We start from the raw sequence: 24,401 nt of genomic DNA on the forward strand, positions 1-24,401 counted from the left end.
GTTATTTTAAGTTTCTTTTCGTGGATCAAGCGTCGAATAATTTCAATACCATTTAATTCGTCGCCATGTACCGCCGCACTCAAAAAAATAGTGGGCCCCGGTTTTTTAGCGCGAATAATATGAACAGGCAAAGAAACGTCGGCATCGGTATATAACTTAGCAACCGGCAACTCTATTTTGCGCTGCTCTCCAGGTAAAATTTCGAACTCACCTATACGTAATATGTCCATAAAACTCTCTTTAATTATCCTTTGCCACGTGTTTTGGTGTCATGAGGTTTTGCATTTTTTTCTAAAAACTCAAACACCATCCCAGCAACATTTTTGCCCGTCGCTTTTTCAATACCTTCAAGGCCAGGAGATGAATTAACTTCCATGACCATAGGACCATTTTGTGAACGCAGTAAATCGACGCCACACATGTTCAAGCCCATCGCCTTTGCCGCTTTAACTGCTGTGTCACGCTCTTCTTTCGATAATTTAACTACAGTAGCAGAGCCGCCGCGATGTAAATTAGAACGAAACTCACCTTCAGCGCCTTGACGTTTCATCGCCGCAACCACTTTACCGCCAATCACTAAACAGCGAATATCAGCACCACCGGCTTCTTTAACAAATTCTTGTACTAAGATGTTCGCTTTTAAGCCCATGAATGCTTCGATGATGGCTTCAGCCGATTTAGCGGTATCGGCTAAGACTACACCTATGCCCTGCGTGCCTTCGAGCAATTTAATAACCACCGGCGCGCCGCCAACATTTTTAATTAAATCTTTGGCATTATCAGGCTTGTTTGCAAAACCCGTTCGCGGTAAACCCAAACCTTTACGCGATAGCAACTGTAATGACCGTAATTTATCGCGTGAGCGGCTGATAGCGACGGACTCATTAATATTGAAGGTACCCATCATTTCAAATTGTCTTGCCACAGCCGTGCCGTAAAAAGTTACAGAGGCGCCAATACGAGGAATAATTGCATCATACTTTGGCAATTCTTTACCCTTGTAACGCACAGCTGAACGAGTACTCGTGATATCCATATAACAGTGTAATGTATCGATAATATCAACTTCATGTCCCATAGCTTCGCCGGCTTCTTTTAAACGGCGCGTAGAGTAAAGATTTTTGTTTCTAGATAAGATAGCAACTTTCATAATAAGTCCTGTAGTGCTCACCTTTATTTAAGGTTAAAAAGTGAGGTAATAAGTAATATCGTGTGTATAGCTAGCTCATTAAATAATAAAGCGCTATATTTCGATACGTTTAATCAAATAAAATGATTAGACGGCGATTTATATAATTATAAAGTCGTTATTATAGAATATTTTACGTCAATAGTTGAAAAAATAACGATTAAAATTTATTAGGATAAATCACTGAGCAAATTTTACTTGTTTAGACAAATTTATGGGCTCTACAACATTGGACTAAACTGTGATTTTCCCAGGAAAAATGGCTTAAATGAATAATGGCAGATTATTTTGTATATGATTTTTAAAATGGCAATACTGGTAGAGTTTTAGAACAAAAAATGAGGGGGAAGTTTGTTGAGAATAATGAATAGCTGTGTTTATTTACGAATAGATGAAGTGAAGTAAGTGAACTCAAATTATAAAAACCACTTATATTAAGTGGTCTAAATAATTTGAGTGACTTAGACAAGCTGGTAATACAAAACGATTACTCGTCTTTAGGTAAAACCTTTATTGCTTTGTAATCGCCTTCTTTTAATTCATCATTGATACAATTTAATAAATAAGTTTTCATATCAGTTTCTGCTATTTCATCTTCAATAGCGTATTCTTTACATTGACTTAAAAGACTTGATACGTAGTCACTAGGTGCATCCATTAAAGCAGGTTCTGCTTCTTCACTGTGCGCTATGCTTGAAGTTAGGGCTAATAAAGCGATAGCTAAAATTGTTTTTTTCATAAATATTCTCTTTACATTAAAATTACTTACATATCCCAATAGTCACTTAATGAATTAAGTTGACGGTCAAGGAACCTTTTTTCATTTAAAATATCTAATCTTTCTTTAACCAGATATTTCTGTTTGGCGATATTGCTAATTTCTTTTTTATTTGCAGAGCCACTCGTTACTTCGAATCCGGAGATACCAGGATTGAAATTCAAATTGCTACCTATGCCAGTACTTTCGTATGTATCAATATTCATTTTTTGCCTTCAAAAAAATCATAATTAGATTCTGGATGGATAATGTTCCACTATTTGAGAATTGAAAAGCAAAATATTTTCGTTTAACTAATCAATTTTTTTTGTTAAACAAGGAAAATAGCTAACCCTTGATATAATGAGTGTGAGTACTGGAAGATTAAAGCGTGACGGGGAGAGAATAAAAAAAACAACAAACCCATTAAAAACAAGAGGTTACATTTAAAATAGATTATTTAAATCGATTATTTGTTAACAATAAAATAATTCCCAGCGGCTTAAAAAATTAAATTGGTCTGCAAGAAGCAGCAACATTATTCTTTTCAGCGCTGAGAATAGCCACTATTTTTATCGCTAAAATAACAATAAAAACGTTAATTAAGCTGATTTTTCTAAAGCAGTAATAAGGTACCGCAGCCAAGAAAGGCTATAAAACCAAATATATCTGTTACGGTTGTTAAAATAACAGCTCCAGATAATGCTGGGTCGATGTTAAATTTATTTAATATCCAAGGTATCCAAACCCCTGATAACGAAGCAACTAAAATATTACCTAAAATAGCGATACAAATGGTGACTGATAGCATTGGATTTTCAAACCAGTAAAAAGTGATGATGCCGATGACCGTCGCCCATAACATGCCATTAATTGCGCCAACTTTAAGCTCTTTTTTAACGATAGCCTGCCTATTAGCATCACTAATTTGCCCTAACGCTAAACCACGTATAATCAAGGTTAACGTTTGACTACCGGAAATACCGCCCATCGATGCAACCACCGGCATAAGCACGGCAAGTGCAACAACTTGTTGTAAGGTCGCTTCAAATAAACCAATAAACCAAGAAGCTAAAAATGCAGTCACTAGGTTAATACCCAGCCAAATCGCTCGGTTTTTACTACTTAACCAAACACTGGCAAATAAATCTTCTTCATCACTCAAACCAGCCGATTGCATTAATTGATTATCTTTATGCTGGTCTTTGTATCTATAAGCAGAGTGCAAATCTAAACGGCCGGTTAAATGACCATTTTCATCAACGATAGGTAATGCTGATTTTCCAGAAAGGATCACTTCGTCAATTGATTCATCTATATCTTTACTGGCTTCTAAAACTTGAACATCTTGATACTCTACACTGGCTAAGGGAGTATCCCCATCTAAAAGCAACAGTTTATTGATGGGGATCTCACCAAGTAATTGGGCATTATTATCAACAACATAAATAACTTCAGTTAATGGTAATAAATTTTTTGCACACACTTTCTTTGCTGCTGCTACTTTCAATTTTTGCGAAATTCTTTTTTCGTCAAAGCTTTGCCAGCGCCCTACTTCATCTTCAGAATAATCTTGAGCCTTTTTTAAATACTCTCTTTGTTTAGCTGTCATTTTTGTGACAGCATATTCAATGAAGCGATCGCTTAAATCTTCAGTAAGTTCTATTAAACTGTTGGCATCTAATTTATCAAATAAAGGAAAACAGGCATCGTCATCCATTGCATTTAATAACATCTGCCGAGATTCATTTTTCATCTCTAGAAAAATATTTTGTTGATAATCTGCGCTCAACAACGCCCAAAGACTTAATCGAGGTTTGATAGGAAAAGCTTCTAAAAGAATTGCTACGTGCTCTGGCATGAGCGTATCTTCAATTTCAGCAGCTAATTCATTTAATTGAAGATCGTTGGCTAATAGTTCTTCGATTTTTTCAATATAAGTAGGGAGTAGTTCTAGGGACATTTAATTTCCTAATAAAGATTTCAACAAATTTTTTGAATCAAACTAAGTAAAATTTTGCGTTTTATTTTATGGGTTATTTAACTATAGAATCGCATTATTCTCTAATCATTAAACTAGAAAACTAATGAAAATGCCAAAGTTACAGCCTTTTGCTATAAAAACGCAAAAGTTTTCATTTTATTCCAAATTTTGGCGATTACTTTTTAAGAAGCGGCAATGGCAACTTATCGAAGATTGGCATTATACCTTACCTAACAAAAGAATCGTTATAATTCCGAAAGGCTTTATTTTTGATGGTAGTTCGTACCCGGCAATAGTCTGGCTTTTCTTCTCGCCAACAGGGTTATTACTCATCCCAGTTATTTTGCATGACTTTTGCTTTGAGTATAATTATTTATGGGCGAAGCAGGATGATAAAATATTTAAATTTAAAGAAGGCTATGGTTTTTTAAAATGGTCAACACTGATCCGCAAAGTCGGTATAGAAAGAAACGAACTACTGCTGATTGATTATTTTATATGGGTACTGTGTATGGCTTTTGGTTGGGTAAATTGGCTAACATTTCAGCGCAAAACTAAGCCGACGTTATTACCTGAGGACAAATAGGATAATTTTAAAAGTTTCAACTGAGAATTCGTTAAGAAGAGGATAAACTTATCGGTAAGTTTATCCTTAAATCTACTGCATATTAATTATTTTATCGACTAACTGGCTGCTGCTTGAGTAAATATGCTGCCATTTAAACAGTGAAACGACTTATGCCTGGTTATTTTTATGTATTTTTTCCACAACAGTTCAACTTTAGTTTGACCTTCAAGTTGTGATTCACACATGTTTACAAACTGTATTTCAACTTCATTTTCTGGCGAACAAATAGCTTTTTCTAACATCTGTAAACGTTTGCCTACCTGTGTTAATAATTCTGCTTCGGCGATATTGAAATCTCCAGATTTTCTGAAACCACGTGGAAAATGTACATCATCGTAAAATTGTGTTGCAGCAATAAATCCATGTATTAAAGTCATTTGCGCCTCTATTGACAGGGTATAGGTTTTAGCGGATTATGCGGCTAACAAGCAAGGCTGTAAAACAAATAATAATTATCGTATCGATAAGAGATTGCAGTATGGATATTGAGTTAATTAAAACCTTCTTAGAAGTTAAGGATTGTCGTCACTTTGGTAAAGCGGCAGAAAACCTATATCTGACCCAAGCGGCGGTTAGTACTAGAGTTCGTCAGTTAGAGAAATACTTTAATGTGACCTTGTTTCAGCGCACCAGAAATAATATTCAATTAACACCCGCAGGAGAAAAGCTTGTCCCCTACGCGGAGCTTATGATCAATACCCTTCGAATGGCAAAACAAGATATTGCCATAAGCACTGAAAAAGTTGCGCACATTTATATTGCCGGCACACCTAATACTTGGGATGTTTATATACATGATGCCATTTCAAAGATATATAGCAATGAACCACAAATCAGTTTAATCGCTGAAATATTATCGCGAGAGCAATTAACCAGACAATTACTTGAGCGTACTTTAGATGTTGCGATTCTATTTGATCCCCCAAAAGTAGAAGAGCTAAAGATTGAATCTTTACATATGTTTAATTTAATTCCCGTGACAACTTTTAATAACAAAGTAACAAGCCCCGCAGACTTACAACGTTATATTATGATTGATTGGGGAACTAGCTTTACTCACTGGCATGCTAAAGAATTTTCTGACATATCAATTCCTGCAATTAGAACGAGTACAGCGCGTATTGCACTTGATTTAATGCTGCAATGTGGCGGGAGTGCCTACCTACCAGACATGCTAGCGAAACCTTTTATCGAGCAAGGTAAGTTATTTAAAATCAATGCCCTGCCTATTTTTGAACGTGAATTATTTATTGCCTTTCATAAAGAAAATGAGAATGAAGAACGAATTATTGATATTAAAAATTTACTGAGAAAAGATGAACCAGAAGCCCCCGCTATTATGAGCCCCCAGTAACGTGAAAAACAGATGCAATTTATAGCGAACTAGCACAGTAAATTCAAAATATTTTCAGTAAAAATGATTTATCGTTAACGTAAAAATATTTTACTTTTCTTGTTAGCAAAAAGCGTAGATTATGCTGTTTTTACTTGAGTATCCTTTGGTGATATAACAATGAATATCAATTCTAATTATGAGTTATCAGCTTCTGATGAAATAAGTTTTAACTATGATCTATCTTCAAACGAAGGAGATGATAATAACAATGATGATGATAATGATAACGATAGTGACAATAACATTGCTGAATTTGAGTTACATACCTCACCTAGCGATGTAAAAAAATCAAGACACAGTAACAAACGTAACTATTTAGCCAAGAAAAAAATTGAACAGCTGCAAGAAGAACGACAACTGAGAAGGTTCACTCAAGATTACTATGATGATTGGGATTAAGCGCATAATTAACGCTTAATCGATAAAATAATAGTAACGCGAATTAATGATGAATTAATTCGCGTTTAGTTCTTTAGCAAGAATTGATTACCCGCCACAAGATTGCCATTGAGTGAGTTCAAGCAAAACGTTGTTATCGACTGACTTCCATTAAAAAGTGATTAGGTTTATTACTGAGTCATAACTCTTCAATTTTCAGGTCTAAACTAGTCTAAAGTTAAAACTGGTGTTAAAATATCAAACAGCCCATTTAGGTTTCAATAATGACACAATAAGGCTTGATAGCATCAAAAACCACAAATCAAGAATAAACCTTGTAAGTCAACCGCTAGCACCTAGACCTCAAACAACTTAAGAGTACTAAAAACCATGAATACAAAAATCTACAAGCGCGTATTTGCTTTGGCTGGAGAGTTAATGCTTGCTGCTCAGGAAAGAAATCAAATCAACTTTGACAATTGCTACAGTGAATTAAAACAACTCTGTGATGATAATGAAAATACCGATAAAGACCATCCTGTACAGTGGGAAACACTGGCTGACTTTACCGACGATTTACCCTTAGCTATTTCAATTTACGAGAAAGCATTACTTAAAGCAGAAGAGATTAATTCAAAAGATTTTCGTTCATCAATTGGCTTCTCCGTTGCATCACTTCAAGTTGAACTCGGTGAAAAAGAACAGGCGATTGAAAACTTAGAAAAAGCAAAAATCAGCTGTAATAAAATTGTCGACAAAGAATTAAAAGCTGAAATTCATGATTTATTAGAAGCGTTAAAAACTGAAGTATCGAGTCCTTACTAAATAACTCATCGGCCAGCGAGTGACTTTATTTAGCTTTGATCAATAATCAAGTTACCACCTAAAATAATACAGTCGCCTGCTAGCTTAGACGACTGTAATGTCTAATTTATAAGCTATAGTAAGGTCGCTTTACGTTATTAATTCTGTGTATTATCGGCTTTAGTTGGAAAGTTGATATCCGTTAAAGTCAATCACTGCTGCATTGAATGTATGCATTTTATCGACGCTGCTCACCTAATATAAAATCAATATATCGCCAAAATAATTTTTCATACTGTGTATGACTTTGTAAATTTGATGTAAAGCAAAAAAAATCAAACCAAACAGAGATAATAAAGTATTGCCCAGCGCTAAATAAAGCGGGGAATAAACATAAATTCTCCTTTGATACTCAGTATATATAGGTAATACTTAGCAAATATTCGCTTGCACAAATCTGTGCTCCCCCTGAATAGATCTATTCACTAGAACGGAGTAATAAACAATCATGATTATCTTTTTTATCTGTATCACTCTATTAATATTGGGTTATAAGTTTTATAGCCCTTTCATTGAAAAACAAGCGGGCATTGATGAAACCATCAAAACACCTCAAGTACGTTTTGAAGAAGGGGTTGATTACGTTGCCATCCACCCGGTTAAAGCCTTTCTTATTCAGTTTTTAAATATTGCTGGGGTAGGTCCTATTTTTGGTCCTATCCTTGGTGCACTCTATGGACCGGTTGCACTTATTTGGATTGTACTTGGTAATATTTTAGGTGGCGCAGTACATGATTACTTTTCTGGGGTCATGAGTATTAAAGAAGATGGTAAAAGTTTGCCTGAAATTGCAGGCCACTATTACAACGTTTACTTTAAAGGGATAATGTTGATATTCACCACCATGCTACTGTTTTTTGTTGGTGTTGTCTTTATCATGAGTCCTGCCGGATTATTAAGTAATTTAAGTTATTTTGAAGGCACATTTTTAGCCGGTAATACCTTTTGGGTTTTAGTTATTTTAGGCTACTATTTACTGGCAACACTGTTACCCATAGATAAGATAATAACCAAGCTCTACCCCCTTTTTGGTTTACTCATGATAGTGATGACCTCGCTTATCGCGGTATCATTACTTATGAATGCGCCACACTTACCTGTCGCTGGTGATTTTTTGGGGTATTTTAACTCAGACCATTACAATCATGACTTTTTAGAGCCTAATGCTGACGGTCTCCCTGTCTGGCCATTATTATTTATAACAATTACCTGTGGCGCAATTAGTGGTTTCCATTCGACACAAGCACCGATTATCGCGCGTTGTTTAACCAATGAAAAATATGTACGCCCAGTCTATTATGGCGCGATGATGTGCGAAGGCATTGTAGGTTGTGTTTGGGCCTTAGCTGGCATAGCAGCATTTCCTGAAGGTTACTCAGAGCTTAAAGCATTGCTTGACCAAGGCGGTCCTGGCTTAGTGGTTAACCATATAGCAAACAGCTACCTTGGCGCACTCGGTGGCATTATGGCTATTATAGCCGTTGCGATATTCCCTATCACTTCTGGAGATACCGCTTTTCGGTCCTTGCGTCTAACCTTAGTGGATGCATTTAATATCCCACAAAGTTTACGCAACCGACTCTTGTTAGCCGTGCCTATTTTGATTATTGCTTATTTTATGACAAAATTAGATTTTTCAATAATATGGCGTTATTTTGCTTTTTCAAACATGCTACTTTCTACCAGCGTATTATGGCTAGCCACTAAATTTTTGTTTGACCGTGGCACTTTCCATTGGATTGTCAGTTTACCTGCCATTGTTGGTACTAGTGTTAGTGTCTCTTATATTATGACGGCAGGAATAGGCTTAAATTTACCCAGTGAATATGGCAAATTAATCGGGGCTGTGGTCGGTGTTATCTCACTTATCTTATTAATACTGGCACACAATAAACGGGTAAATATTGCCTCGACATCACCTTAAGATTTGAGATGTTTGATGTTTGATGTTTGATGTTTATCATTAACAACAAAAGCAGTGCTAATTAGCACTGCTTTTTGATTTTTATCTGCCCAATAAAGCGCAATTACTGTTAACTTTTCAGGATAAAAAGTTAAAGAAAGTCCTTATTTTCTAGCGGTTCAATCAGACCTAAGCCAAATTGATAACTGGAGATAATTAACGTATTCTAAGCAGTAACAGCCAACAGGAAGGCGTACACTTATATTTTTAATTTCCCTAGCCTTTGAAACCTTGCCAATATAAAAAATGTTACTGTCGCGCAAAACGCCAATAATTATTATGCTGAAGCTAAAATATTGGGTATTAGTACTCTTATAGTAAAAAACATTATCGTGTTACTGACAACATGCCAAGGAAATTGCAAAACTTATGCAAAATTTTTTTAAAAAAGGACTCAATGTCGTTCGCTCAGTTGCAGACAAAGCTACAGAAGAGTTAGCGGCTAATTATTCCATTGTTAAAGAAAAAGTGAATGGCTTACCCGTATTTATTTCCGCAGAGAAGTCAGACAAATATAACGATATCCAGTATGACGAAAAACACTATTTTGTTATACCTTTCCAACTATCAGAATATAAATTTGCCTTACACACCATGCGGTGTCTCCCGAATGCTGTTCCAGAAATTAACAACCTGCCTAAAAGGCGTGTTTTTCACTTTCCCAATCAACATTCAGAAGAAATGCTTAAAGATTATATGCGCCAATCAGCAGAAGAAATGGTAAGAAATAAAAGCGCAAGTAATCCAAACAGTATTGAGTCTTTGGCTGATCAAATTGACGCGCTAGATAAAAAACTCACATATAGCATGCTATTAGTGGGTGGTTTGGCCGCTGTGGTAAATCCATTATTGGGCGTAGGTATTGCGGCAAAAGCATTGTTACCCAGTGTTGGCGGTATAATTAACAAGTACGGCTTGCGTCCTACGGGAGAGAAACTTTCCCAACATCAGCTGAATAAATCTATAGAAGAAGCTGATGCACATATTACAAAAGAATTTGCCGATGCAAGTACACTGCAGGTTATTAATCCTATATTACAAGAATTAGAGTTGACACTACGTACCACAGAATTGCAGCATGACCCGATAACTGACGCCAATTTAGCTGATGGCAGTATTCCTGAACTTGATGGAGAAAGATGGCGAGAACTAACTGAGGTCGCTATTTGTCATGTTTACAAGGAGGTTTATCAAACGCCATCTCTGCACAAAAAAGCGTGTCTTGGGCCTAAAGACTTAAGATGGCTAAAAATAATGTTTGAAGTAAACAGTAAATAAAGCTGTTCTGCATAAAGACTTTACCAGAAGCGATTAATTATTAAACTTGTTAACATTCACCATAAAAACAAGAAAAAACTGCCCTTTGCTAACCATGTATTGTCAAATCAATGACACATGGGGGTCAGTTTTACTGACCCCCATTTCATAAAAGCAATGCTGATTTATACCTACTAGCGAGTCACTTATTGACCACTCAACCTTTTGCCAAAAGATATAGCATAAGCTGGTGAGCGCATTCTTAATACCGGATCATCACTTGGCGTAAAGCCTGCAGACATCATATTAGGATCAAAATTAGTATTTTTACATGCATCGCTGCCACTGGTATTAACGGTCACTGTGCCTAGCATTACTTGAGGACGCTCACTTGGCCATTGTTGTGATGGGTCAATATCACTGTCTTGTGCTTCACCTAAACTTGCCATAATGTTAAAACTAACCGTTTCATTTTTAAGCTGTTGCGCAAAGGTATCTGCTAAAAACTCAGTAGGCATTTTAGCAGCCTCAGCTTTTTCTAATGTTTTAACCCCTAAATTAGGCTCAATGGTCCAGCGAAATTTAGTTTTCTGTTGATTAGGTTGGTCAAAGTAAAAAGTGTGCAAACCAAAGAACTCAGTGTTGGCAAATGAAGCGGCTGTTTTAGCTGTTTTATTCCACATAGCATTAGCTTGAACACTCGGATGTTGCTGAATATATGCCATGGTTTTAGCGGGATCAGTTTTACCATTTTCATCAGGAAGTAAGGTCGATAAAAAACCATGAAAAACTTCTGGATTTTTACCGGCAAACACCGGAAAGTTATTACCAGTAAAAGTGTGAAAAGAGCCATCAGGTAACTTTATTTGCATGCCCATGCCGCGTGTGCCAGCCGCTTTTTCATCACTATTGGGATTTGAACCGCCAACGGAAAATCGAATAGATACCGGTAGTTCGCCGTTCGATAACAAAGCAGCTCCAGTAAAATGTTGATTGGGTGTTGGTACAAAAGTACCTGATGCACACAAACCTTTAGCATGTGCTTTTCTATAGCCAGGATGTTTCCCACCCAATTTTTCAAATATTTCAACAAAATCATTGGCGACAACTTCTTTATCATTGGCTGCAGCGTTCGATGTTGCTGTAGCAGTAGTGATAAGAAACAAAGCACTAATACTTGAGGTAATGAGATTATGTTTCATTGGTTTCCTTAGAGTGATTATTTCAATAGTTCAAATGACGAAAAATGTCATAGATAAGATCTAGAGTATTATCTACAAGCATAGCAAAGGACCTTAATAGTGTAATAAATATTTCACGACCAACTTGCATAAGACTAAAGAAATTTGTTGTCATAGTTATGGTGAAAATAATAATGATTTAATGACACAAAACATTCTTATTCAACTTCAAATATTTCATCAATAAAAAAGCTGGGTTTACAACCTACCCACCGGTCGGTTAGAATGAATTATCATTAATAGTTAATTAAGTCGTGAATATGAGAGACGCAGAGCTAACTCGTCAAAAAATACTAGAAATAAGTGCAGATGAAATTCATAAAAAGGGTTTCATCGCAACAAGCTTATCTTGTATTTTAGTGCGCTGTGAAGTTTCAAAAGGTGCCTTGTATCATCATTTTAAAAATAAAATGGAGCTGGGCTACGCTGTTTTTGAAGAAATTTATACACCCATGTTTTTAGAGTTATGGCAGCCAGCAGTAGAGGTAGATGATCCTATTGAAGGTTTGTGCGACTTTTTTACCGCTATGTATACCAACTCATCTTGTGACGAGATTGTTTGTGGTTGTCCTTTAAACAACCTTTGCCAAGAGATGTCTGGCGTAGATGAAGGCTTTCGCTTACGTATTTTAAACATGCAGCAACAACTCAATCAACTTATCGCCATTAACTTACAACGTGTCGCTAACCAGCTTCGTGACGACATTGATTTTAGCCAAGTTGCCTATTTTATTGTCTCAACTTTTCATGGTTCTTCTAGTTTAAGTAAAAGTTCTAAAAACAAAGACCTCTTTGAAAAAGTCATCAAAGAACTGTGCAACTATATTAGAAATCTTAGAAGTCATTAACGCCACTCTTTTCACTTATCTCCTTGGCTTTTCACAGCCGATATAGCAAATAGTAATAAAAAATATCAATAAAGTATTTACATACCGCATGGTCGGTATGTAAAATACCCCTAATGAATTAACAATGAACTCAGCACTTAATACGCTCTCTCAAATACGGACAAAAACATGAAACACTTAATGGCAATATTTACTCTCTTATTCATGACTTCATTGGCAAGCTTTTCCAGCAATGCCTACAGTATTGAAAACTCTCCATACACAGTAATTGCTGAAACAGGAGAACGTTTGTTTTCTCGTATTGCTAAAGATCAAGAGTCACTGAAAAAATTCCCTGAACTGATGCGTGATATTGTTGAAGAAGAGTTAATGCCATCAATAGATTACAAATACGCCGCATTCAAGGTTTTAGGTAGAAATTTGAGAACGATGACCCCAGAACAGCGTGAAAAATTTGTTGTTTCTATGCGCAGTTACTTAGTAAGAACTTACGCAATAGCGTTAAAACAATATAAACAACAAGACGTTGCATTTGAATCTCATAAATCAACAAATGGCGCTAGAATTGTTGGTGTTAATTCAGTTATTCGTAATGCCAATGCGCCTGAAATTAACATTACTTTTCAAATGCGCCAAGACAGACAAACAAGTCAATGGAAAGCTTACGATATGATCATCGAAGGTATCTCTTTACTCAGTAGTAAAGAAGCTGAAATAAGCCAACGGATCCAAAAGAGTGGCATTGACCAAGTGACCTTAGAGTTAGCTTCTTTTAATCAATAAGTTCTCTAATTCCGTCATCAAGCTATGCTAAAATATTTTGTAATATTATCAATGCATGAGTAAGTATTAGCATAAATGACGGTTATTAATTTTTATCTTACGCGCCACGGCGAAACACAGTGGAATAAAATAGGGAAGTTTCAAGGACAGTTAGATAGCCCTTTAACCCATAAAGGCTATCGACAAGCTGATGGAATTGCTAGGCAACTAGTTGATCACAAGATAGACCTTATTGTAAGCTCAACATTACCAAGAGCAAAAAGTACCGCTGAAATTTGTCAGGTGACAGTAGATTGTCCACTTAACTTTGCGCCGGCCTTAATCGAGCGAGATTTTGGCCTCTGGCAAGGAAAAGTTATTGACGAAGTTAAATTAGAAAAAAACTTCCATGCTATTTTTCATCAAGTAAACGCCTCCGCACCGCCGAGTGGAGAATCGGGTATTGACTGCGCACTTCGCTTTCAACAAGCATTAATTGAGATTGCTAATACTAGTGATGATCAAAAAACGCCACAAGATAAAACGACCACTAAGCCCAACAACATAGCGATTAAGAGTATTCTTGTGGTTAGTCACGGCGATATATTACGCTGTTTTTTATCTTTGTTTGTTGAAAATTTTTCTGATAAACAAGCAATTAACAGTCAACAAAAAGCCTTTGATAATGGCTGCATTTTTCAGCTTGCCTACCAGTGTAAAACTAAAGTATTTACCCTTATAGCTACACACGACATCACTAAACCTTCAGCAGTGATAATGCCGCGATGACAAGCTCAGTGATCATGGTGATGGCATACCTACTAGATCGTTGGCTCGGCGAAGTAAAACGATTTAATCCTTTAGTAGGCTTTGGTTGGTTAAGTACCGTAATAGAGCATACCTTTAACTTTCAGCATGCGACACCGAAAACAACCTCCATATTTTTGCCTCGATTATTGGGGATTTTATCGTGGCTTATCTTATGTTTACCTTTACCTATTCTTTATTATTACTTCCACCAAAACCAGCTGTTTTTTTGGTGCTTAGATGCCTTAGTCCTTTATTTCGCTATCGGTTTAAAAAGTCTAAAATTACATGCTTTACAAATATTTAATCCCCTTAATAAAAATGACTTAGCCACCGCACGATATTTTTGTGGTTATTTAGTTAGCCGAAATACAGCAGACCTATCCGAACAAGAAATTTCCCGTGCAACCGTTGAGTCTGTCCTAGAAAATGGTCATGACGCGGCTGTTGCTAGTTTCTTTTGGTTTATTATTGGTGGTATTCCACTGGTGATTTTACATCGACTCGCCAATACATTAGATGCAATGTGGGGCTATAAAAATCAACGTTTTATCAATTTTGGTTGGTGTGCTGCCCGCATGGACGACTTACTCGGTTGGCCAAGTGCAAAAATTACCGCATTACTTTATGCTTGCCAAACAAATTTGTCTTACTCAAAAATGATCAGTGCGCTACATAATGGTTATCGACAAGGCCAGCATTATAAAAGCCTAAATGGCGGTTGGGTAATGGCGACGGGCGCCAGCGTTCTAAACTTCACGCTGGGTGGAACAGCGACTTATCATGGCAAGGCAGTAACGTCGATACCATTAGGTTGCGGTAATAGCGTTGTTAAAAATGATATTTTTCGTAGTATAAACCTGGTCAATAAAGCGGTTATTATTTTGATTTTTACTTATTTTTGCTATCAATTCCTGCATTATTTTTATAGTGTAAATTTGTGATGGACAATAAAGCTAATGAAAGTTCGCCCCTGTTAGTACACGGTGGTCAGCTCAATGAAGTTGCCCAACACTATCAAATTCCTTTCGAAAAATGGCTAGACTTGTCAACAGGTATTAGCCCAATTAATTACCCGATCCCCACTATTCCTACAAATATCTGGCAACAGTTACCACAGCCAAACCAAGCAATGCTATCTGCGGCTAAAAATTATTATGGTACACAGAATATTAGCGTAACGAGCGGCAGCCAAGCGGTTATTGCTCGTTTACCTGCACTCTATCTTAATCATATCAATCAGCCAGCAAACGGGTTAGAGGTATGGTTACCGGAAGTGGGCTATAAAGAGCATGAACGAGCATGGCATGATGCTGGTTTTACCATAAAAAATTATCAGCAGTTACCCACTTGCGAAGCGCTATCTCGCTACGCGATTGTTGTGGTGATTAACCCTAATAATCCAACCGGTGAATTACAGCAACAGCAAACATTAACCACACTGTTAACGACGCTTGAATCATTGTCAGGTTGGTTAATTGTTGATGAAGCTTTTATGGATGTCATAACACCGAGTCAATCGCTGATCCACTTAACGGCTAATAAACATCTTTTTGTGTTACGTTCAATTGGTAAATTTTTTGGCTTAGCGGGGATCAGAATCGGCTTTGTAAGTGCACACCCTTCTTGGATAAATAAACTACAGCAGTTATCTTCACCTTGGGAAGTTAATGGCCCGGCTCAATTTATTACTGAGCAAGCCTTAAAGAATAAAGTCTGGCAAGTAGCACAACGACAGCAGTTAATCGCTTTATCAATAAAGTTAGAAGCGTTATTAGCGAAAACTTTTTTACCTAACCAAAATAAAAGCGATGACCCAAGCATAACCATCACTGGGTGTGGTTTATTTAAAACTCTCTTTCATCCCCAAGCTACAGAACTTTATCAAAAATTCTGTTGCCAAGGACTTTACGTGCGCTTGTGCGACGAAAAAAATGCTTTGCGTTTTGGCATACCTGATCAAGAACAATACCAGATATTAGCAAAATTATTGGCTGAGCATAGCCATAGCTGAAGCGAGCTTTTCAGCTAACTCACCCTTTTTTAACTGTCCTTTGTCGGCATCAAAATTGTCATAAAAACTAGGTATAGATAAATGGGCTTTTACCTCGCCATCAAAAAAGGGTGCCGATCCTACAGCGGCGGCAAGAACAGTTGCAGCTCCACCAGGTCCTGGTGACGTCGCTAATAAAACCATAGGTTTATGCTGATAGACTTTTTGTAGCGTGCGAGAGCTCCAGTCAAATAAGTTTTTATAGGCGGCCGTATAAGAACCATTATGCTCGGCAAAACCTATGACCAAAGCATCTGCAGTGGCTATTTTATCAAGAAAGTCTTGTGCTAACTGCGGTTTACCGAGTTCAGCTTCTCTATCAGCACTATATAAAGGCATTTCATAATCATTAATATCGAGTACTTCAACTTGTGCATTCTCAACGAGACTAGCGGCATAGCTCACTAACTGTTTATTAATAGATTGACGACTACTACTGGCAGCAAAAGCGATAATTTTCATATAAACTCCAAAGGTAAGAAAAGGTAACAATAGGTATTTCAGTGAAGATAGTGTAATTTGTTTCCTATATAAGATTAATAACTTACTTACAGATACATTATTTCCATATGAAAGCTAATACACTATTTTCTTCTTCACAAAGTCAAAGTAACTTACTTGATGGTATAGCTGTTTTTGTCCAAGTTGTGCAAAGCAAAAGTTTTGTCAATGCCGCTGAAAAAATGCAGCACTCTACGTCTTATATCAGCAAGGAGGTTAGTAAGCTAGAAACCCGTTTAGGCGTCCGCTTGCTACACCGCACGACCCGAACTTTAAGTTTAACATCGGAAGGCGAAGTCTATTATCAGCAATGCCAACAGATCATTGAAGATGCTTTACACGTTGAAAATAGCCTTTCTGGACGTCAGCAAATACCGCAAGGTCGATTAAAGTTAAGCTGTCCTATTGGTATAGGTGTTTCTCGTATTCGGCCGATCCTCGCTGAATTTATGGCTAAGTATCCGAAAGTAACCTTAGATATCGACTTAAACGATCATAAAGTTGATTTGATTGCTGATGGCTTTGATATTGTGATAAGAGCCGCTATGCAACTTGAAGACTCAAGCTTAATTAGCCGACGTTTTATGAACTCAACTAGCTTAACACTCGCTTCTCCTGAGTATTTAACACAATATGGTCGACCTAAACATCCCGATGAATTGGTCGATCATCACATGATCAGTTACCGTAACTTAAAAACGCCCGAAACTTGGCAGTACAGCTCCCAGAATGGCCAAGTAACGCAAACACATGTAACCAGTCGAGTATCATGTAATAACTCAGAAATGATGATTTCGTTATGCTTAGCAGGACAAGGTATTATTCGTATGCCATTATTTAATTTACGTGAAGAAGTGGCAACAGGGAAATTAGTGCCCTTGTTTGAAGACTTTATGCCAATAAACATTGGTGTTTACTTGGTTTATCCCAGCAGAAAAAATATGCCAGCTAAAGTGAAATGCTTTATCGACTTTATTGTCGATAAGTTAGGCGATAGTTAACCACAACTACGCTAAATTATTATCCTGAGTAAACATGCCGTTAACTAATGCCAGTTGGGCGAAGTAATAGCTAATCATGATCCAAACACTGGCATAAGGTATTTGATGATAAAACTGATTAAGCCCAATTAATGAATCAGAAAGAATAAAACTGAGCCCGCCGATAATTAGCCAAATATTAGCTTTTTGTGAAAGTAAGGTGGTGATCCCCATTAATAGCAGTATGGTCATATAAACCAATACAGGGATAAATAACTCGCCTAAGCCAGCGTATATGACCAAAAACACGCCAACGCCATAGATACAATAGAGCCCAATAAGTGGTAAACGTTTACTGATAATAGGCTTGGCTACTAAGGGCTTTAAGCTAAAGATGTAAAAAAGATGAGCTACTAAGAAAGCCGCTAAACCGAGTACAAACCAATTAACTCGGTCATAATCTAAAAAGAAATCGCCAAAAATAGAGAAAACCAAACCGATCATAAATAACTTATTAGCGCGTTCTTTAGTACCTCTACTGTTTTGCCATGAAAAATGCAATAACACTAATATCGGCAAAATTTTTACTAACCAGCTCAGCGGATAAGGCTTAAAAAAAATACTCACCATAAAGCCACAGGCAGTAAGTAAAAATAAAAGTAAATGGGATCGGGTCATTGCTGTCATCTTCTTTGTATAAACCTTTGGTATAAACCTTTGGTAAAAATCACTATCTACTTAAAAATAGAAAATAAGTTATCATTTAGCTCGAGATAATATCGCTAAACTAGTGATCGCTATTTGTTAGCACAGACAAAAAAGGGAGTATACCCTACGCCCTTTTTCAGCTATTCGGCTTTTAAATGACTTAAACTCTCTCAATAATTAAGGCTATGCCTTGGCCGACACCTATGCACATAGTACACAGTGCATAACGCTTGTTGGTACGTTGTAGCTGTCGAGCCGCAGACGTTATTAAACGCGCACCACTCATGCCCAAAGGATGCCCCAAGGCAATAGCGCCACCTTGTGGGTTAATACGCGGATCGTCATCTTGTAAACCTAATTCTCGAATACAAGCTAAAGCTTGTACTGCAAAAGCTTCGTTCAGTTCAATAAGGTCGATATCTTCAAGCGATAAGTTTAAACGTTTTAATAGTTTTTGTGTTGCCGGTACTGGGCCAATCCCCATAATACGTGGCGGTACACCAGTGACAGCCATACCTAGCACTTTAGCTATCGGGGTTAAGTTGTTTTTTTGTACCGATTGACTTGACGCCAATAATATTGCGGCAGCGCCATCATTAATCCCTGAGGCATTACCCGCGGTAATACTGCCTTTGGCATGAACAAAAGGTTTGAGTGCTAACATTTTTTCTAAGCTTGTTAGGCGAAGATGCTCATCTTGAGAGAAAATAATCGGCTCTTCTTTACCTTTTATAACACTGACAGGCATTATTTCTTCGGCAAAAAATCCAGCTTGTTGGGCACTCGCCGCTTTTTGCTGGCTAGCAAAAGCAAACTTGTCTTGGTCTGCTCGGCTAATGTTAAACTCTTCGGCAAGGTTTTCTGCTGTTTGTGGCATACTTTCAGTACCATAAGCGCTATCGAGTGCTTTGTTAACAAAGCGCCAGCCCATAGTCGTATCAAACATTTCTTGAGTACGCGAAAAATTACTTTCCGCTTTGCCGATCACAAAAGGCGCGCGAGTCATACTTTCAACACCACCGGCAATAATCATTTCAGCTTCACCTGACTTAATCGCTTGCATAGCAATGCCGACAGCATTCAACCCTGAGCCGCATAAACGGTTTAGCGTTGTTGCGGGAACTTGGTAAGGTAAGCCGGCTAATAACGTTGCCATACGAGCAATATTACGGTTGTCTTCCCCTGCTTGGTTAGCACAACCTAAAATAACATCGTCTACTTGGCTAAAATCTAGAGTTGGATTTCGTGCCATTAATGCTTTTAAGGGTAAGGCGGCTAGGTCATCAGCCCTTATAGTCGCTAGCGAGCCGCCATAACGGCCAATGGGTGTTCTAATTGCATCACAAATAAAGACTTCATTTTGTCCGCTGTTTTCAGTTTTTGTTGAAAAGGCACTCATGTATATATTCTCTTTTGAGTTTATCGGTGCTGCGATCTAACTGACCTCAGCATAATCATAAGCGCCATGATAAGCACTTTTTACTTTAACTATTTTTTCTTTACCGGTAAAAGCATAAGAAATCGTTGACAACGCCAAGTCTATTCACCCTCTTTTTCTGAGAATCCCGATTTATTAATAAAATCACCGAAGAGATTGATCATATCCAGTTAACCTTGATGACTCACAAAATCCTTGTGACAGGCGTGTTACTCCAGCTCATTCAGTTGAAAACTACAAAAACGTCTTTGCTATCTGACAAGACTATTATCTGACAATACAACCATCAACTTACTGCGAAAAAGCTTGGCTTATTGCTCAGCAACCTTCAATTTATATTGCTGAAGACAAATCATGCCCTTTATCAATCGAGCACCTTGTGATGCACTCGATAAATTAAAAGTGGTTATGGTCGATGAATCAATAAGGTTTTAGCCACCTGTGAATATCAAACTATTGAATACGCTTGGTAATAAGTCTTTACTGGCATTGGTGCTTCAATACTCCCTGATCGGCAAGCAATCTTAGAAACTGAAGCGACCGTATAAATACCGGTAGAAAATAATAAATTAATAAAAGAAAATTGTCGCTCTGCTCCAGTGAGTTAAATTTACTTTATCGCTTAAATAAAGTCTAAACAGATATCGGTACAGCCTTTGCCACAATAAACACCCGGAGTACTTTTATCTTCAGGGACAATTAAACGCAGTATACTGCCGCAAGTTTCACATTTCATTTCACGGCCCGCCATCACTTTTTTAATCAATGCTTTTTGATCGTTAAATGACTTTGCACTGCTTTTTTTTAATAGGTTAAACTGTGTTATATCAAGCATAAAGCTGCCTTATTAATGCTAAATAGCCTTCAGCATCTGGGTAATAGTCAATGGATCTGCACTTTTATTAATATAAGAGCGCTAAATTAAACAGCGGCGCAATAAAACCCGTCATATTGACCACCTAACGGCTCAGCGCTTGAAATCAATAAATTTTGGTAGGAACTAATATTTTCATAACTGGCGCCAACAAAAGGATAAGCGGTAATTTCCCAAGGAAAATCATCATTGCCTTCATAAGGACAAAAAGAGAGTTTTTGATTGTTTTCTAAAAGTAACTGACCAAATTTCAAAGCGGCTTCTTCGTTAGGAAATATCACTGAAAACTCAATTTCACGGGCTTGGTTTAAATCATCACCATCAATCATCATTTGCCATAAGGCATCACCAACATTGTCTTGTGGAAATAGGGCTAAATCACGGTTCATTATTTTTCATCTTATCTTTGTAGGCATTAATTCGCTATTTTATCTGATGAAAAACATAATACCAATTCAGTTAGCGATTATTTTTGGTAAACTAGCGATATAACTTACCAACGAATCACTCACCTTGAATATAGCCTTGCATAAATTTGAGCTTCATATCGATGTTAATACAGAAAATAGCAGCATTATTGGCGAACTTAACCAAGCATGCTCATTAAGTAATGCTCAATTAAAACAGGCTATTCAACGAGGTGCGTTATGGTTAACCCGTGGTAAAAGCACACAGCGTTTGCGACGCATCAAAAAGCCATTACAAGTAACCGATACCCTACACTTTTATTATGACGAACAAGTATTAAGCCAACAGCCTAATGAAGCGTTATTAATTAATGACGATGTTGATTATAGCGTATGGTATAAACCTTACGGTATGTTATCTCAAGGTTCAAAGTGGAGTGATCACTGCACGATTGCCCGTTGGGCTCAAACACATTTATCCCCTGAGCGCCCCGCATTTATTGTTCACCGTTTAGATAGAGCAGCCACCGGATTAATTCTAATTGCCCATAGTAAAAAAGCAGCGCGCGCATTAAGTGCGATGTTTGAAAAACATGACTTAGAGAAAATTTATCATATTATTATTCACGGCGATCATCGTTTACGACCACAACCTGACACATTAACCTGTGATGTCGATGGTAAAAGCGCCAGCAGCCATTTTAGCCATCTTGCTTATAATGAAAAAAATAACACCTCGTTGGTGCAAGTTATTATTGATACGGGGAGAAAACACCAAATAAGAAGTCATGCTGCAAGTATTAATATGCCGGTGGTTGGCGATAGATTACACGGGGAAGTTGGCGACGCCAGCATTGAAGAAAGTATTAACTTACAGCTGTGCGCCGTGGCACTTAATTTTATTTGCCCGCTAACCGCAGAGCAGAGGTCGTTTAAAGTGCCTGAACATTTAATGCCCTCATTAAATGCTCTTGGCTAAGTGTTGTTTATGAACAGTAATTAAAATCACTATCATTAAGCAGAGCTAATTTATCACCAACAATTTCAGCCGCATCAAGTTTAGCTAACAGATCAAAACCGATTTGACGTTGCTCTAGTGTCAACGCTAAATAAGGTAATCTAAAGTTAGCTTGAACGGCACCTGTCATCATTAACGTGGTATTTATGGCAATAGGGTTAGGCTCACAAAACAACCATTTCATCAGGCTTTGTAAACGTTCATTTAGTTCGTCATCTTCACTGTCCATTAATGTTCTCATTAGGCCCGGTACTAGATTCGAGGTTACAGAAATAACACCGTGAGAGCCAAATTGGTGGCGACCAACATAACATTCATCATCATTACCTGACCAACAAGCAATACCTTGTTTTTCATAATAAGCAATACGGTCATTGCCGCCACATTCTTTCACACCAATAAAGTTTTTATGCTTTGACAAAGGTTCGATCAAATCAGGCGTAAGGTCTTGGCCCGTTCTTCCTGGTACGTTATAGATAAACGCAGGACCAATATCTAAGACTTTGTTAAAATGCGCTGCAACACCCGCCATTGAGGTTCGCCCGTAATAAGGATTAATTTGCAATGCTGCATCCATACCCATGGCAAACCCATTTTGTGTGGCTTTAATTGCCTCTCGGGTATTATTACTACCGGTATTACCAACAATAATAAGTTTGTCACTATATTGATGAACGGTATGAGCGATTAACATTAAATGCTCTTCCCAACTTAATAAGTGTCCTTCACCTGTAGTACCACCGACAACAATACCGTCAACACCCGCCGCTATTTGCTTTGCAACCAGCTTGTCATAAGTAACAAGGTCAATTTCACCCTGTGCGTTGTAAGGGGTTTTTATCGCAGTAATTAAACTTGCTGCCTTTATATTTTTCATTTTTTCTCAACTACATATTAGGTAAAAGGGTAATTTTTCTTATTTTTGAAGAATAACTGAATTTAACAATGACCGATTTTATCAACAACTCGGCGCAGGATAAACACTTCATTACTAACAATGTGCTGATATTTGAAAATTTGACTGTCTAAGGCTAAAACTTTATAAGCCTGATAGTTATTTTCATCATTTAAATCGGCTCGATAATGCTCACCGTCAACAACTTCTTCTTGTGTGATAGTAAAGTGAATATCTCCCACTAATCCCCAATCGCCTAACTCAATAATTTGGCTAACAATTTCGCCCTGAGACGTTTGTTCAACAAAAGAAAATTCAAAACTACCATCAAGGCAAAGCTCAGCATACTCAACAAGTTGGTGACCGACGTCGTTCATTTCCATACGATACCAACGGCCGGCTAATAATGCTCGGTTATATTGTTCACTCACTTAAAACACGCCTTAATAACTCTGTCAGATATAAATACTATTGTGCATTATTTTCACCGACAACCAAATAAAAAAAACCACAACATTGATTGTTGTGGTTAAATAAAGCGCTTGACGTTTTATTAAAAATTAGTTTTTTAATACCTTAATGCTGCCATTGACACTTTCTAAATTAATCGTAATATCGCCGCTGCCGACTGTCCCAGATAAGTGACGACCACTAAACATTTTTTTCTCACTTGAAAGCCCAAATGCCGTGTCGATACTACCGTGCATGGTTTCGGCATTAATCGTGGCATTGAGCTCACCAGGCATATAAAGTTTAATACTGCCGTTGACCGTTGTTAGCTCCACGCTGTCGATGTTGTTACCAACTTGCTGGTAGGTCGCATTAATACTGCCATTAACTGAATTTAATTCAAGGTTTGCAGCTAAGCCTTGCACACTAATAGTACCATTGACTGTATTCGCTTTTATGTCACCTCGTACTTTATCAATCACCAATGAACCGTTTACTAATTCAATATCGGTTAATGCCGCGCCAAACGGAACCATTACAATATAATCAACTTTGCCAGAGCTATTATTATGCCCCCAAGATGATTGTTTTTGGTATATAGTTTCAACACTAACGCCACTAGAACTTTCAGAAAAATCAAGGTTTATACGGTCTCTATCAGTTTGATTTTCCGCGGTCACTGTTGCTGTTATTCTAATTTCATCGTTACTCCAACCTTGAATATCAACACCACCATTTATATTAGCTAAACGTAAACTTGTTTGTTCATTAACAACAAATGATTTTTCAATGGTATCTTTAACCTCTGCATATACGGTGCTAATACTAGCAAGTGATAAAATTGTGGCTAAAGTAAGTTGTTTCTTAAATGACTGTTTCATGAAATTTCCTTGAGTTTTATTAACTATTTTAATGACTATAATGGTTAAGTACACAATGGCATTGAAAAGGTTTAAATTTTATTTTACTTTTTTAAATGACCTTTCCTGCTCTTAATAACTAA

At 37.3% G+C, this 24,401-nt stretch carries 28 protein-coding genes; 13 read left to right on the plus strand and 15 right to left on the minus strand.

Annotated elements, in window-relative coordinates; translation table 11 throughout:
- From H4J62_RS17510 to H4J62_RS17530, 5 genes are all read right to left on the minus strand, one after another.
- On the minus strand, window positions 1–230 hold a 230-nt coding region (locus tag H4J62_RS17510), incomplete at its 3' end, for a succinylglutamate desuccinylase/aspartoacylase family protein (protein ID WP_182217897.1).
- A gap of 14 nt (window positions 231–244) precedes the next feature.
- Window positions 245–1,150, minus strand: coding sequence for a 30S ribosomal protein S6--L-glutamate ligase (gene rimK, locus H4J62_RS17515; RefSeq protein WP_070374431.1), 906 nt, complete (start codon window positions 1,148–1,150; stop codon window positions 245–247).
- Window positions 1,151–1,676: 526 nt separating this feature from the next.
- Complete coding sequence (locus H4J62_RS17520) at window positions 1,677–1,928, minus strand: hypothetical protein (RefSeq protein WP_182217895.1); 252 nt, start codon at window positions 1,926–1,928, stop codon at window positions 1,677–1,679.
- A gap of 26 nt (window positions 1,929–1,954) precedes the next feature.
- Window positions 1,955–2,173 (minus strand): hypothetical protein, encoded by a 219-nt coding sequence (locus H4J62_RS17525; RefSeq protein WP_182217893.1) that lies wholly within the window; start codon window positions 2,171–2,173, stop codon window positions 1,955–1,957.
- Window positions 2,174–2,562: 389 nt separating this feature from the next.
- Window positions 2,563–3,909 (minus strand): magnesium transporter, encoded by a 1,347-nt coding sequence (locus H4J62_RS17530; protein ID WP_182217891.1) that lies wholly within the window; start codon window positions 3,907–3,909, stop codon window positions 2,563–2,565.
- 124 nt (window positions 3,910–4,033) lie between these two features.
- Between H4J62_RS17530 and H4J62_RS17535 the strand changes: the two genes are divergently transcribed.
- Window positions 4,034–4,516 (plus strand): DUF1353 domain-containing protein, encoded by a 483-nt coding sequence (locus H4J62_RS17535; protein WP_182217889.1) that lies wholly within the window; start codon window positions 4,034–4,036, stop codon window positions 4,514–4,516.
- A gap of 98 nt (window positions 4,517–4,614) precedes the next feature.
- Here the strand turns inward: H4J62_RS17535 and maoP are convergent, their stop codons facing one another.
- On the minus strand, window positions 4,615–4,935 hold the full coding sequence (gene maoP, locus H4J62_RS17540; protein ID WP_182217888.1) for a DUF413 domain-containing protein: 321 nt from the start codon (window positions 4,933–4,935) through the stop codon (window positions 4,615–4,617).
- A 101-nt stretch (window positions 4,936–5,036) separates the two neighbouring features.
- Between maoP and H4J62_RS17545 the strand changes: the two genes are divergently transcribed.
- The 5 genes from H4J62_RS17545 to H4J62_RS20535 all read left to right on the plus strand — a co-directional run bounded on the left by H4J62_RS17545 (window position 5,037) and on the right by H4J62_RS20535 (window position 10,437).
- Window positions 5,037–5,912, plus strand: a complete 876-nt coding sequence (locus H4J62_RS17545) for a LysR family transcriptional regulator (protein WP_182217886.1) — start codon at window positions 5,037–5,039, stop codon at window positions 5,910–5,912.
- A gap of 159 nt (window positions 5,913–6,071) precedes the next feature.
- The gene (locus H4J62_RS17550; RefSeq protein ID WP_182217884.1) at window positions 6,072–6,353 is read left to right on the plus strand and encodes a hypothetical protein; all 282 of its coding nucleotides are present in this window, start codon (window positions 6,072–6,074) and stop codon (window positions 6,351–6,353) included.
- A 369-nt stretch (window positions 6,354–6,722) separates the two neighbouring features.
- Complete coding sequence (locus tag H4J62_RS17555; protein WP_182217882.1) at window positions 6,723–7,157, plus strand: tetratricopeptide repeat protein; 435 nt, start codon at window positions 6,723–6,725, stop codon at window positions 7,155–7,157.
- A 487-nt stretch (window positions 7,158–7,644) separates the two neighbouring features.
- Window positions 7,645–9,120 (plus strand): carbon starvation protein A, encoded by a 1,476-nt coding sequence (locus tag H4J62_RS17560; RefSeq protein ID WP_182217880.1) that lies wholly within the window; start codon window positions 7,645–7,647, stop codon window positions 9,118–9,120.
- A gap of 408 nt (window positions 9,121–9,528) precedes the next feature.
- A complete protein-coding gene (locus tag H4J62_RS20535; RefSeq protein ID WP_259364828.1) occupies window positions 9,529–10,437 on the plus strand; it encodes a hypothetical protein in 909 nt (302 codons plus the stop codon).
- 185 nt (window positions 10,438–10,622) lie between these two features.
- On the opposite strand, the gene H4J62_RS17570 is transcribed toward H4J62_RS20535, so the two are convergent.
- The gene (locus H4J62_RS17570) at window positions 10,623–11,618 is read right to left on the minus strand and encodes a catalase family peroxidase (protein WP_182217878.1); all 996 of its coding nucleotides are present in this window, start codon (window positions 11,616–11,618) and stop codon (window positions 10,623–10,625) included.
- A gap of 299 nt (window positions 11,619–11,917) precedes the next feature.
- On the opposite strand from H4J62_RS17570, the gene H4J62_RS17575 reads away from it, so the two are divergent.
- The 5 genes from H4J62_RS17575 (at window position 11,918) to cobD (ending at window position 16,088) form a co-directional block, all read left to right on the plus strand.
- Window positions 11,918–12,505 (plus strand): TetR/AcrR family transcriptional regulator, encoded by a 588-nt coding sequence (locus tag H4J62_RS17575; RefSeq protein WP_070374442.1) that lies wholly within the window; start codon window positions 11,918–11,920, stop codon window positions 12,503–12,505.
- Between the two features lie 168 nt (window positions 12,506–12,673).
- The gene (locus H4J62_RS17580) at window positions 12,674–13,288 is read left to right on the plus strand and encodes a phospholipid-binding protein MlaC (RefSeq protein ID WP_182217877.1); all 615 of its coding nucleotides are present in this window, start codon (window positions 12,674–12,676) and stop codon (window positions 13,286–13,288) included.
- Between the two features lie 75 nt (window positions 13,289–13,363).
- On the plus strand, window positions 13,364–14,056 hold the full coding sequence (locus H4J62_RS17585) for a histidine phosphatase family protein (RefSeq protein ID WP_182217875.1): 693 nt from the start codon (window positions 13,364–13,366) through the stop codon (window positions 14,054–14,056).
- A complete protein-coding gene (locus H4J62_RS17590) occupies window positions 14,053–15,018 on the plus strand; it encodes a CobD/CbiB family cobalamin biosynthesis protein (RefSeq protein ID WP_182217873.1) in 966 nt (321 codons plus the stop codon). Before H4J62_RS17585 ends, H4J62_RS17590 begins: the two co-directional genes overlap by 4 nt.
- On the plus strand, window positions 15,018–16,088 hold the full coding sequence (cobD, locus tag H4J62_RS17595; protein WP_182217872.1) for a threonine-phosphate decarboxylase CobD: 1,071 nt from the start codon (window positions 15,018–15,020) through the stop codon (window positions 16,086–16,088). Before H4J62_RS17590 ends, cobD begins: the two co-directional genes overlap by 1 nt.
- Here the strand turns inward: cobD and H4J62_RS17600 are convergent.
- On the minus strand, window positions 16,062–16,589 hold the full coding sequence (locus tag H4J62_RS17600; protein WP_182217870.1) for an NADPH-dependent FMN reductase: 528 nt from the start codon (window positions 16,587–16,589) through the stop codon (window positions 16,062–16,064). The genes cobD and H4J62_RS17600 overlap by 27 nt on opposite strands.
- Before the next feature lie 107 nt (window positions 16,590–16,696).
- Here H4J62_RS17600 and H4J62_RS17605 point away from each other — a divergent pair, with 107 nt between their 5' ends.
- Window positions 16,697–17,629 carry a LysR family transcriptional regulator gene (locus H4J62_RS17605; RefSeq protein WP_182217868.1) on the plus strand — a complete coding sequence of 311 codons (933 nt, stop codon included), beginning with the start codon at window positions 16,697–16,699 and terminating at the stop codon, window positions 17,627–17,629.
- A 6-nt stretch (window positions 17,630–17,635) separates the two neighbouring features.
- Here H4J62_RS17605 and H4J62_RS17610 read toward each other — a convergent pair whose 3' ends face one another.
- The 4 genes from H4J62_RS17610 to H4J62_RS17625 all read right to left on the minus strand — a co-directional run bounded on the left by H4J62_RS17610 (window position 17,636) and on the right by H4J62_RS17625 (window position 21,017).
- Window positions 17,636–18,286, minus strand: a complete 651-nt coding sequence (locus tag H4J62_RS17610) for a lysoplasmalogenase (protein ID WP_182231355.1) — start codon at window positions 18,284–18,286, stop codon at window positions 17,636–17,638.
- Window positions 18,287–18,476: 190 nt separating this feature from the next.
- The gene (gene pcaF / locus H4J62_RS17615) at window positions 18,477–19,715 is read right to left on the minus strand and encodes a 3-oxoadipyl-CoA thiolase (protein ID WP_182204376.1); all 1,239 of its coding nucleotides are present in this window, start codon (window positions 19,713–19,715) and stop codon (window positions 18,477–18,479) included.
- Window positions 19,716–20,376: 661 nt separating this feature from the next.
- Window positions 20,377–20,589, minus strand: a complete 213-nt coding sequence (locus H4J62_RS17620; RefSeq protein ID WP_182217865.1) for a hypothetical protein — start codon at window positions 20,587–20,589, stop codon at window positions 20,377–20,379.
- 86 nt (window positions 20,590–20,675) lie between these two features.
- Window positions 20,676–21,017 (minus strand): ribonuclease E inhibitor RraB, encoded by a 342-nt coding sequence (locus H4J62_RS17625; RefSeq protein WP_070374451.1) that lies wholly within the window; start codon window positions 21,015–21,017, stop codon window positions 20,676–20,678.
- A 124-nt stretch (window positions 21,018–21,141) separates the two neighbouring features.
- Between H4J62_RS17625 and H4J62_RS17630 the strand changes: the two genes are divergently transcribed.
- Window positions 21,142–22,014: an RluA family pseudouridine synthase gene (locus H4J62_RS17630; protein ID WP_182217863.1), complete on the plus strand. Its 873-nt coding sequence runs from the start codon at window positions 21,142–21,144 to the stop codon at window positions 22,012–22,014.
- 7 nt (window positions 22,015–22,021) lie between these two features.
- Here the strand turns inward: H4J62_RS17630 and dapA are convergent, their stop codons facing one another.
- From dapA to H4J62_RS17645, 3 genes are all read right to left on the minus strand, one after another.
- Window positions 22,022–22,930: a 4-hydroxy-tetrahydrodipicolinate synthase gene (gene dapA / locus H4J62_RS17635; RefSeq protein ID WP_182217862.1), complete on the minus strand. Its 909-nt coding sequence runs from the start codon at window positions 22,928–22,930 to the stop codon at window positions 22,022–22,024.
- Between the two features lie 62 nt (window positions 22,931–22,992).
- Window positions 22,993–23,379, minus strand: a complete 387-nt coding sequence (locus H4J62_RS17640; protein ID WP_070374454.1) for a hypothetical protein — start codon at window positions 23,377–23,379, stop codon at window positions 22,993–22,995.
- 129 nt (window positions 23,380–23,508) lie between these two features.
- Entirely contained in the window at window positions 23,509–24,279 is a 771-nt protein-coding gene (locus H4J62_RS17645) for a DUF4097 family beta strand repeat-containing protein (protein WP_182217860.1), read from the minus strand.
- Window positions 24,280–24,401 lie beyond the last annotated feature (122 nt).

The sequence above is a fragment of the Colwellia sp. BRX8-5 genome, assembly GCF_014077325.1.
Classification (GTDB): domain Bacteria; phylum Pseudomonadota; class Gammaproteobacteria; order Enterobacterales; family Alteromonadaceae; genus Colwellia_A.

What these genes read in the sequence shown, in the direction of transcription:
- H4J62_RS17530 (WP_182217891.1), bottom strand. Translation starts at nt 3,909, where the DNA reads ATGTCCCTAGAACTACTCCCTACTTATATTGAAAAAATCGAAGAACTA.
- H4J62_RS17575 (WP_070374442.1), top strand. Translation starts at nt 11,918, where the DNA reads ATGAGAGACGCAGAGCTAACTCGTCAAAAAATACTAGAAATAAGTGCA.
- H4J62_RS17560 (WP_182217880.1), top strand. Translation starts at nt 7,645, where the DNA reads ATGATTATCTTTTTTATCTGTATCACTCTATTAATATTGGGTTATAAG.
- rimK (WP_070374431.1), bottom strand. Translation starts at nt 1,150, where the DNA reads ATGAAAGTTGCTATCTTATCTAGAAACAAAAATCTTTACTCTACGCGC.
- H4J62_RS17610 (WP_182231355.1), bottom strand. Translation starts at nt 18,286, where the DNA reads ATGACCCGATCCCATTTACTTTTATTTTTACTTACTGCCTGTGGCTTT.
- H4J62_RS17605 (WP_182217868.1), top strand. Translation starts at nt 16,697, where the DNA reads ATGAAAGCTAATACACTATTTTCTTCTTCACAAAGTCAAAGTAACTTA.
- H4J62_RS17590 (WP_182217873.1), top strand. Translation starts at nt 14,053, where the DNA reads ATGACAAGCTCAGTGATCATGGTGATGGCATACCTACTAGATCGTTGG.
- cobD (WP_182217872.1), top strand. Translation starts at nt 15,018, where the DNA reads ATGGACAATAAAGCTAATGAAAGTTCGCCCCTGTTAGTACACGGTGGT.
- maoP (WP_182217888.1), bottom strand. Translation starts at nt 4,935, where the DNA reads ATGACTTTAATACATGGATTTATTGCTGCAACACAATTTTACGATGAT.
- H4J62_RS17570 (WP_182217878.1), bottom strand. Translation starts at nt 11,618, where the DNA reads ATGAAACATAATCTCATTACCTCAAGTATTAGTGCTTTGTTTCTTATC.
- H4J62_RS17535 (WP_182217889.1), top strand. Translation starts at nt 4,034, where the DNA reads ATGAAAATGCCAAAGTTACAGCCTTTTGCTATAAAAACGCAAAAGTTT.
- H4J62_RS17580 (WP_182217877.1), top strand. Translation starts at nt 12,674, where the DNA reads ATGAAACACTTAATGGCAATATTTACTCTCTTATTCATGACTTCATTG.
- H4J62_RS17550 (WP_182217884.1), top strand. Translation starts at nt 6,072, where the DNA reads ATGAATATCAATTCTAATTATGAGTTATCAGCTTCTGATGAAATAAGT.
- H4J62_RS17645 (WP_182217860.1), bottom strand. Translation starts at nt 24,279, where the DNA reads ATGAAACAGTCATTTAAGAAACAACTTACTTTAGCCACAATTTTATCA.
- H4J62_RS17600 (WP_182217870.1), bottom strand. Translation starts at nt 16,589, where the DNA reads ATGAAAATTATCGCTTTTGCTGCCAGTAGTAGTCGTCAATCTATTAAT.
- H4J62_RS17520 (WP_182217895.1), bottom strand. Translation starts at nt 1,928, where the DNA reads ATGAAAAAAACAATTTTAGCTATCGCTTTATTAGCCCTAACTTCAAGC.
- H4J62_RS17525 (WP_182217893.1), bottom strand. Translation starts at nt 2,173, where the DNA reads ATGAATATTGATACATACGAAAGTACTGGCATAGGTAGCAATTTGAAT.
- H4J62_RS17585 (WP_182217875.1), top strand. Translation starts at nt 13,364, where the DNA reads ATGACGGTTATTAATTTTTATCTTACGCGCCACGGCGAAACACAGTGG.
- dapA (WP_182217862.1), bottom strand. Translation starts at nt 22,930, where the DNA reads ATGAAAAATATAAAGGCAGCAAGTTTAATTACTGCGATAAAAACCCCT.
- H4J62_RS17620 (WP_182217865.1), bottom strand. Translation starts at nt 20,589, where the DNA reads ATGCTTGATATAACACAGTTTAACCTATTAAAAAAAAGCAGTGCAAAG.
- H4J62_RS17545 (WP_182217886.1), top strand. Translation starts at nt 5,037, where the DNA reads ATGGATATTGAGTTAATTAAAACCTTCTTAGAAGTTAAGGATTGTCGT.
- H4J62_RS17625 (WP_070374451.1), bottom strand. Translation starts at nt 21,017, where the DNA reads ATGAACCGTGATTTAGCCCTATTTCCACAAGACAATGTTGGTGATGCC.
- H4J62_RS20535 (WP_259364828.1), top strand. Translation starts at nt 9,529, where the DNA reads ATGCAAAATTTTTTTAAAAAAGGACTCAATGTCGTTCGCTCAGTTGCA.
- H4J62_RS17555 (WP_182217882.1), top strand. Translation starts at nt 6,723, where the DNA reads ATGAATACAAAAATCTACAAGCGCGTATTTGCTTTGGCTGGAGAGTTA.
- pcaF (WP_182204376.1), bottom strand. Translation starts at nt 19,715, where the DNA reads ATGAGTGCCTTTTCAACAAAAACTGAAAACAGCGGACAAAATGAAGTC.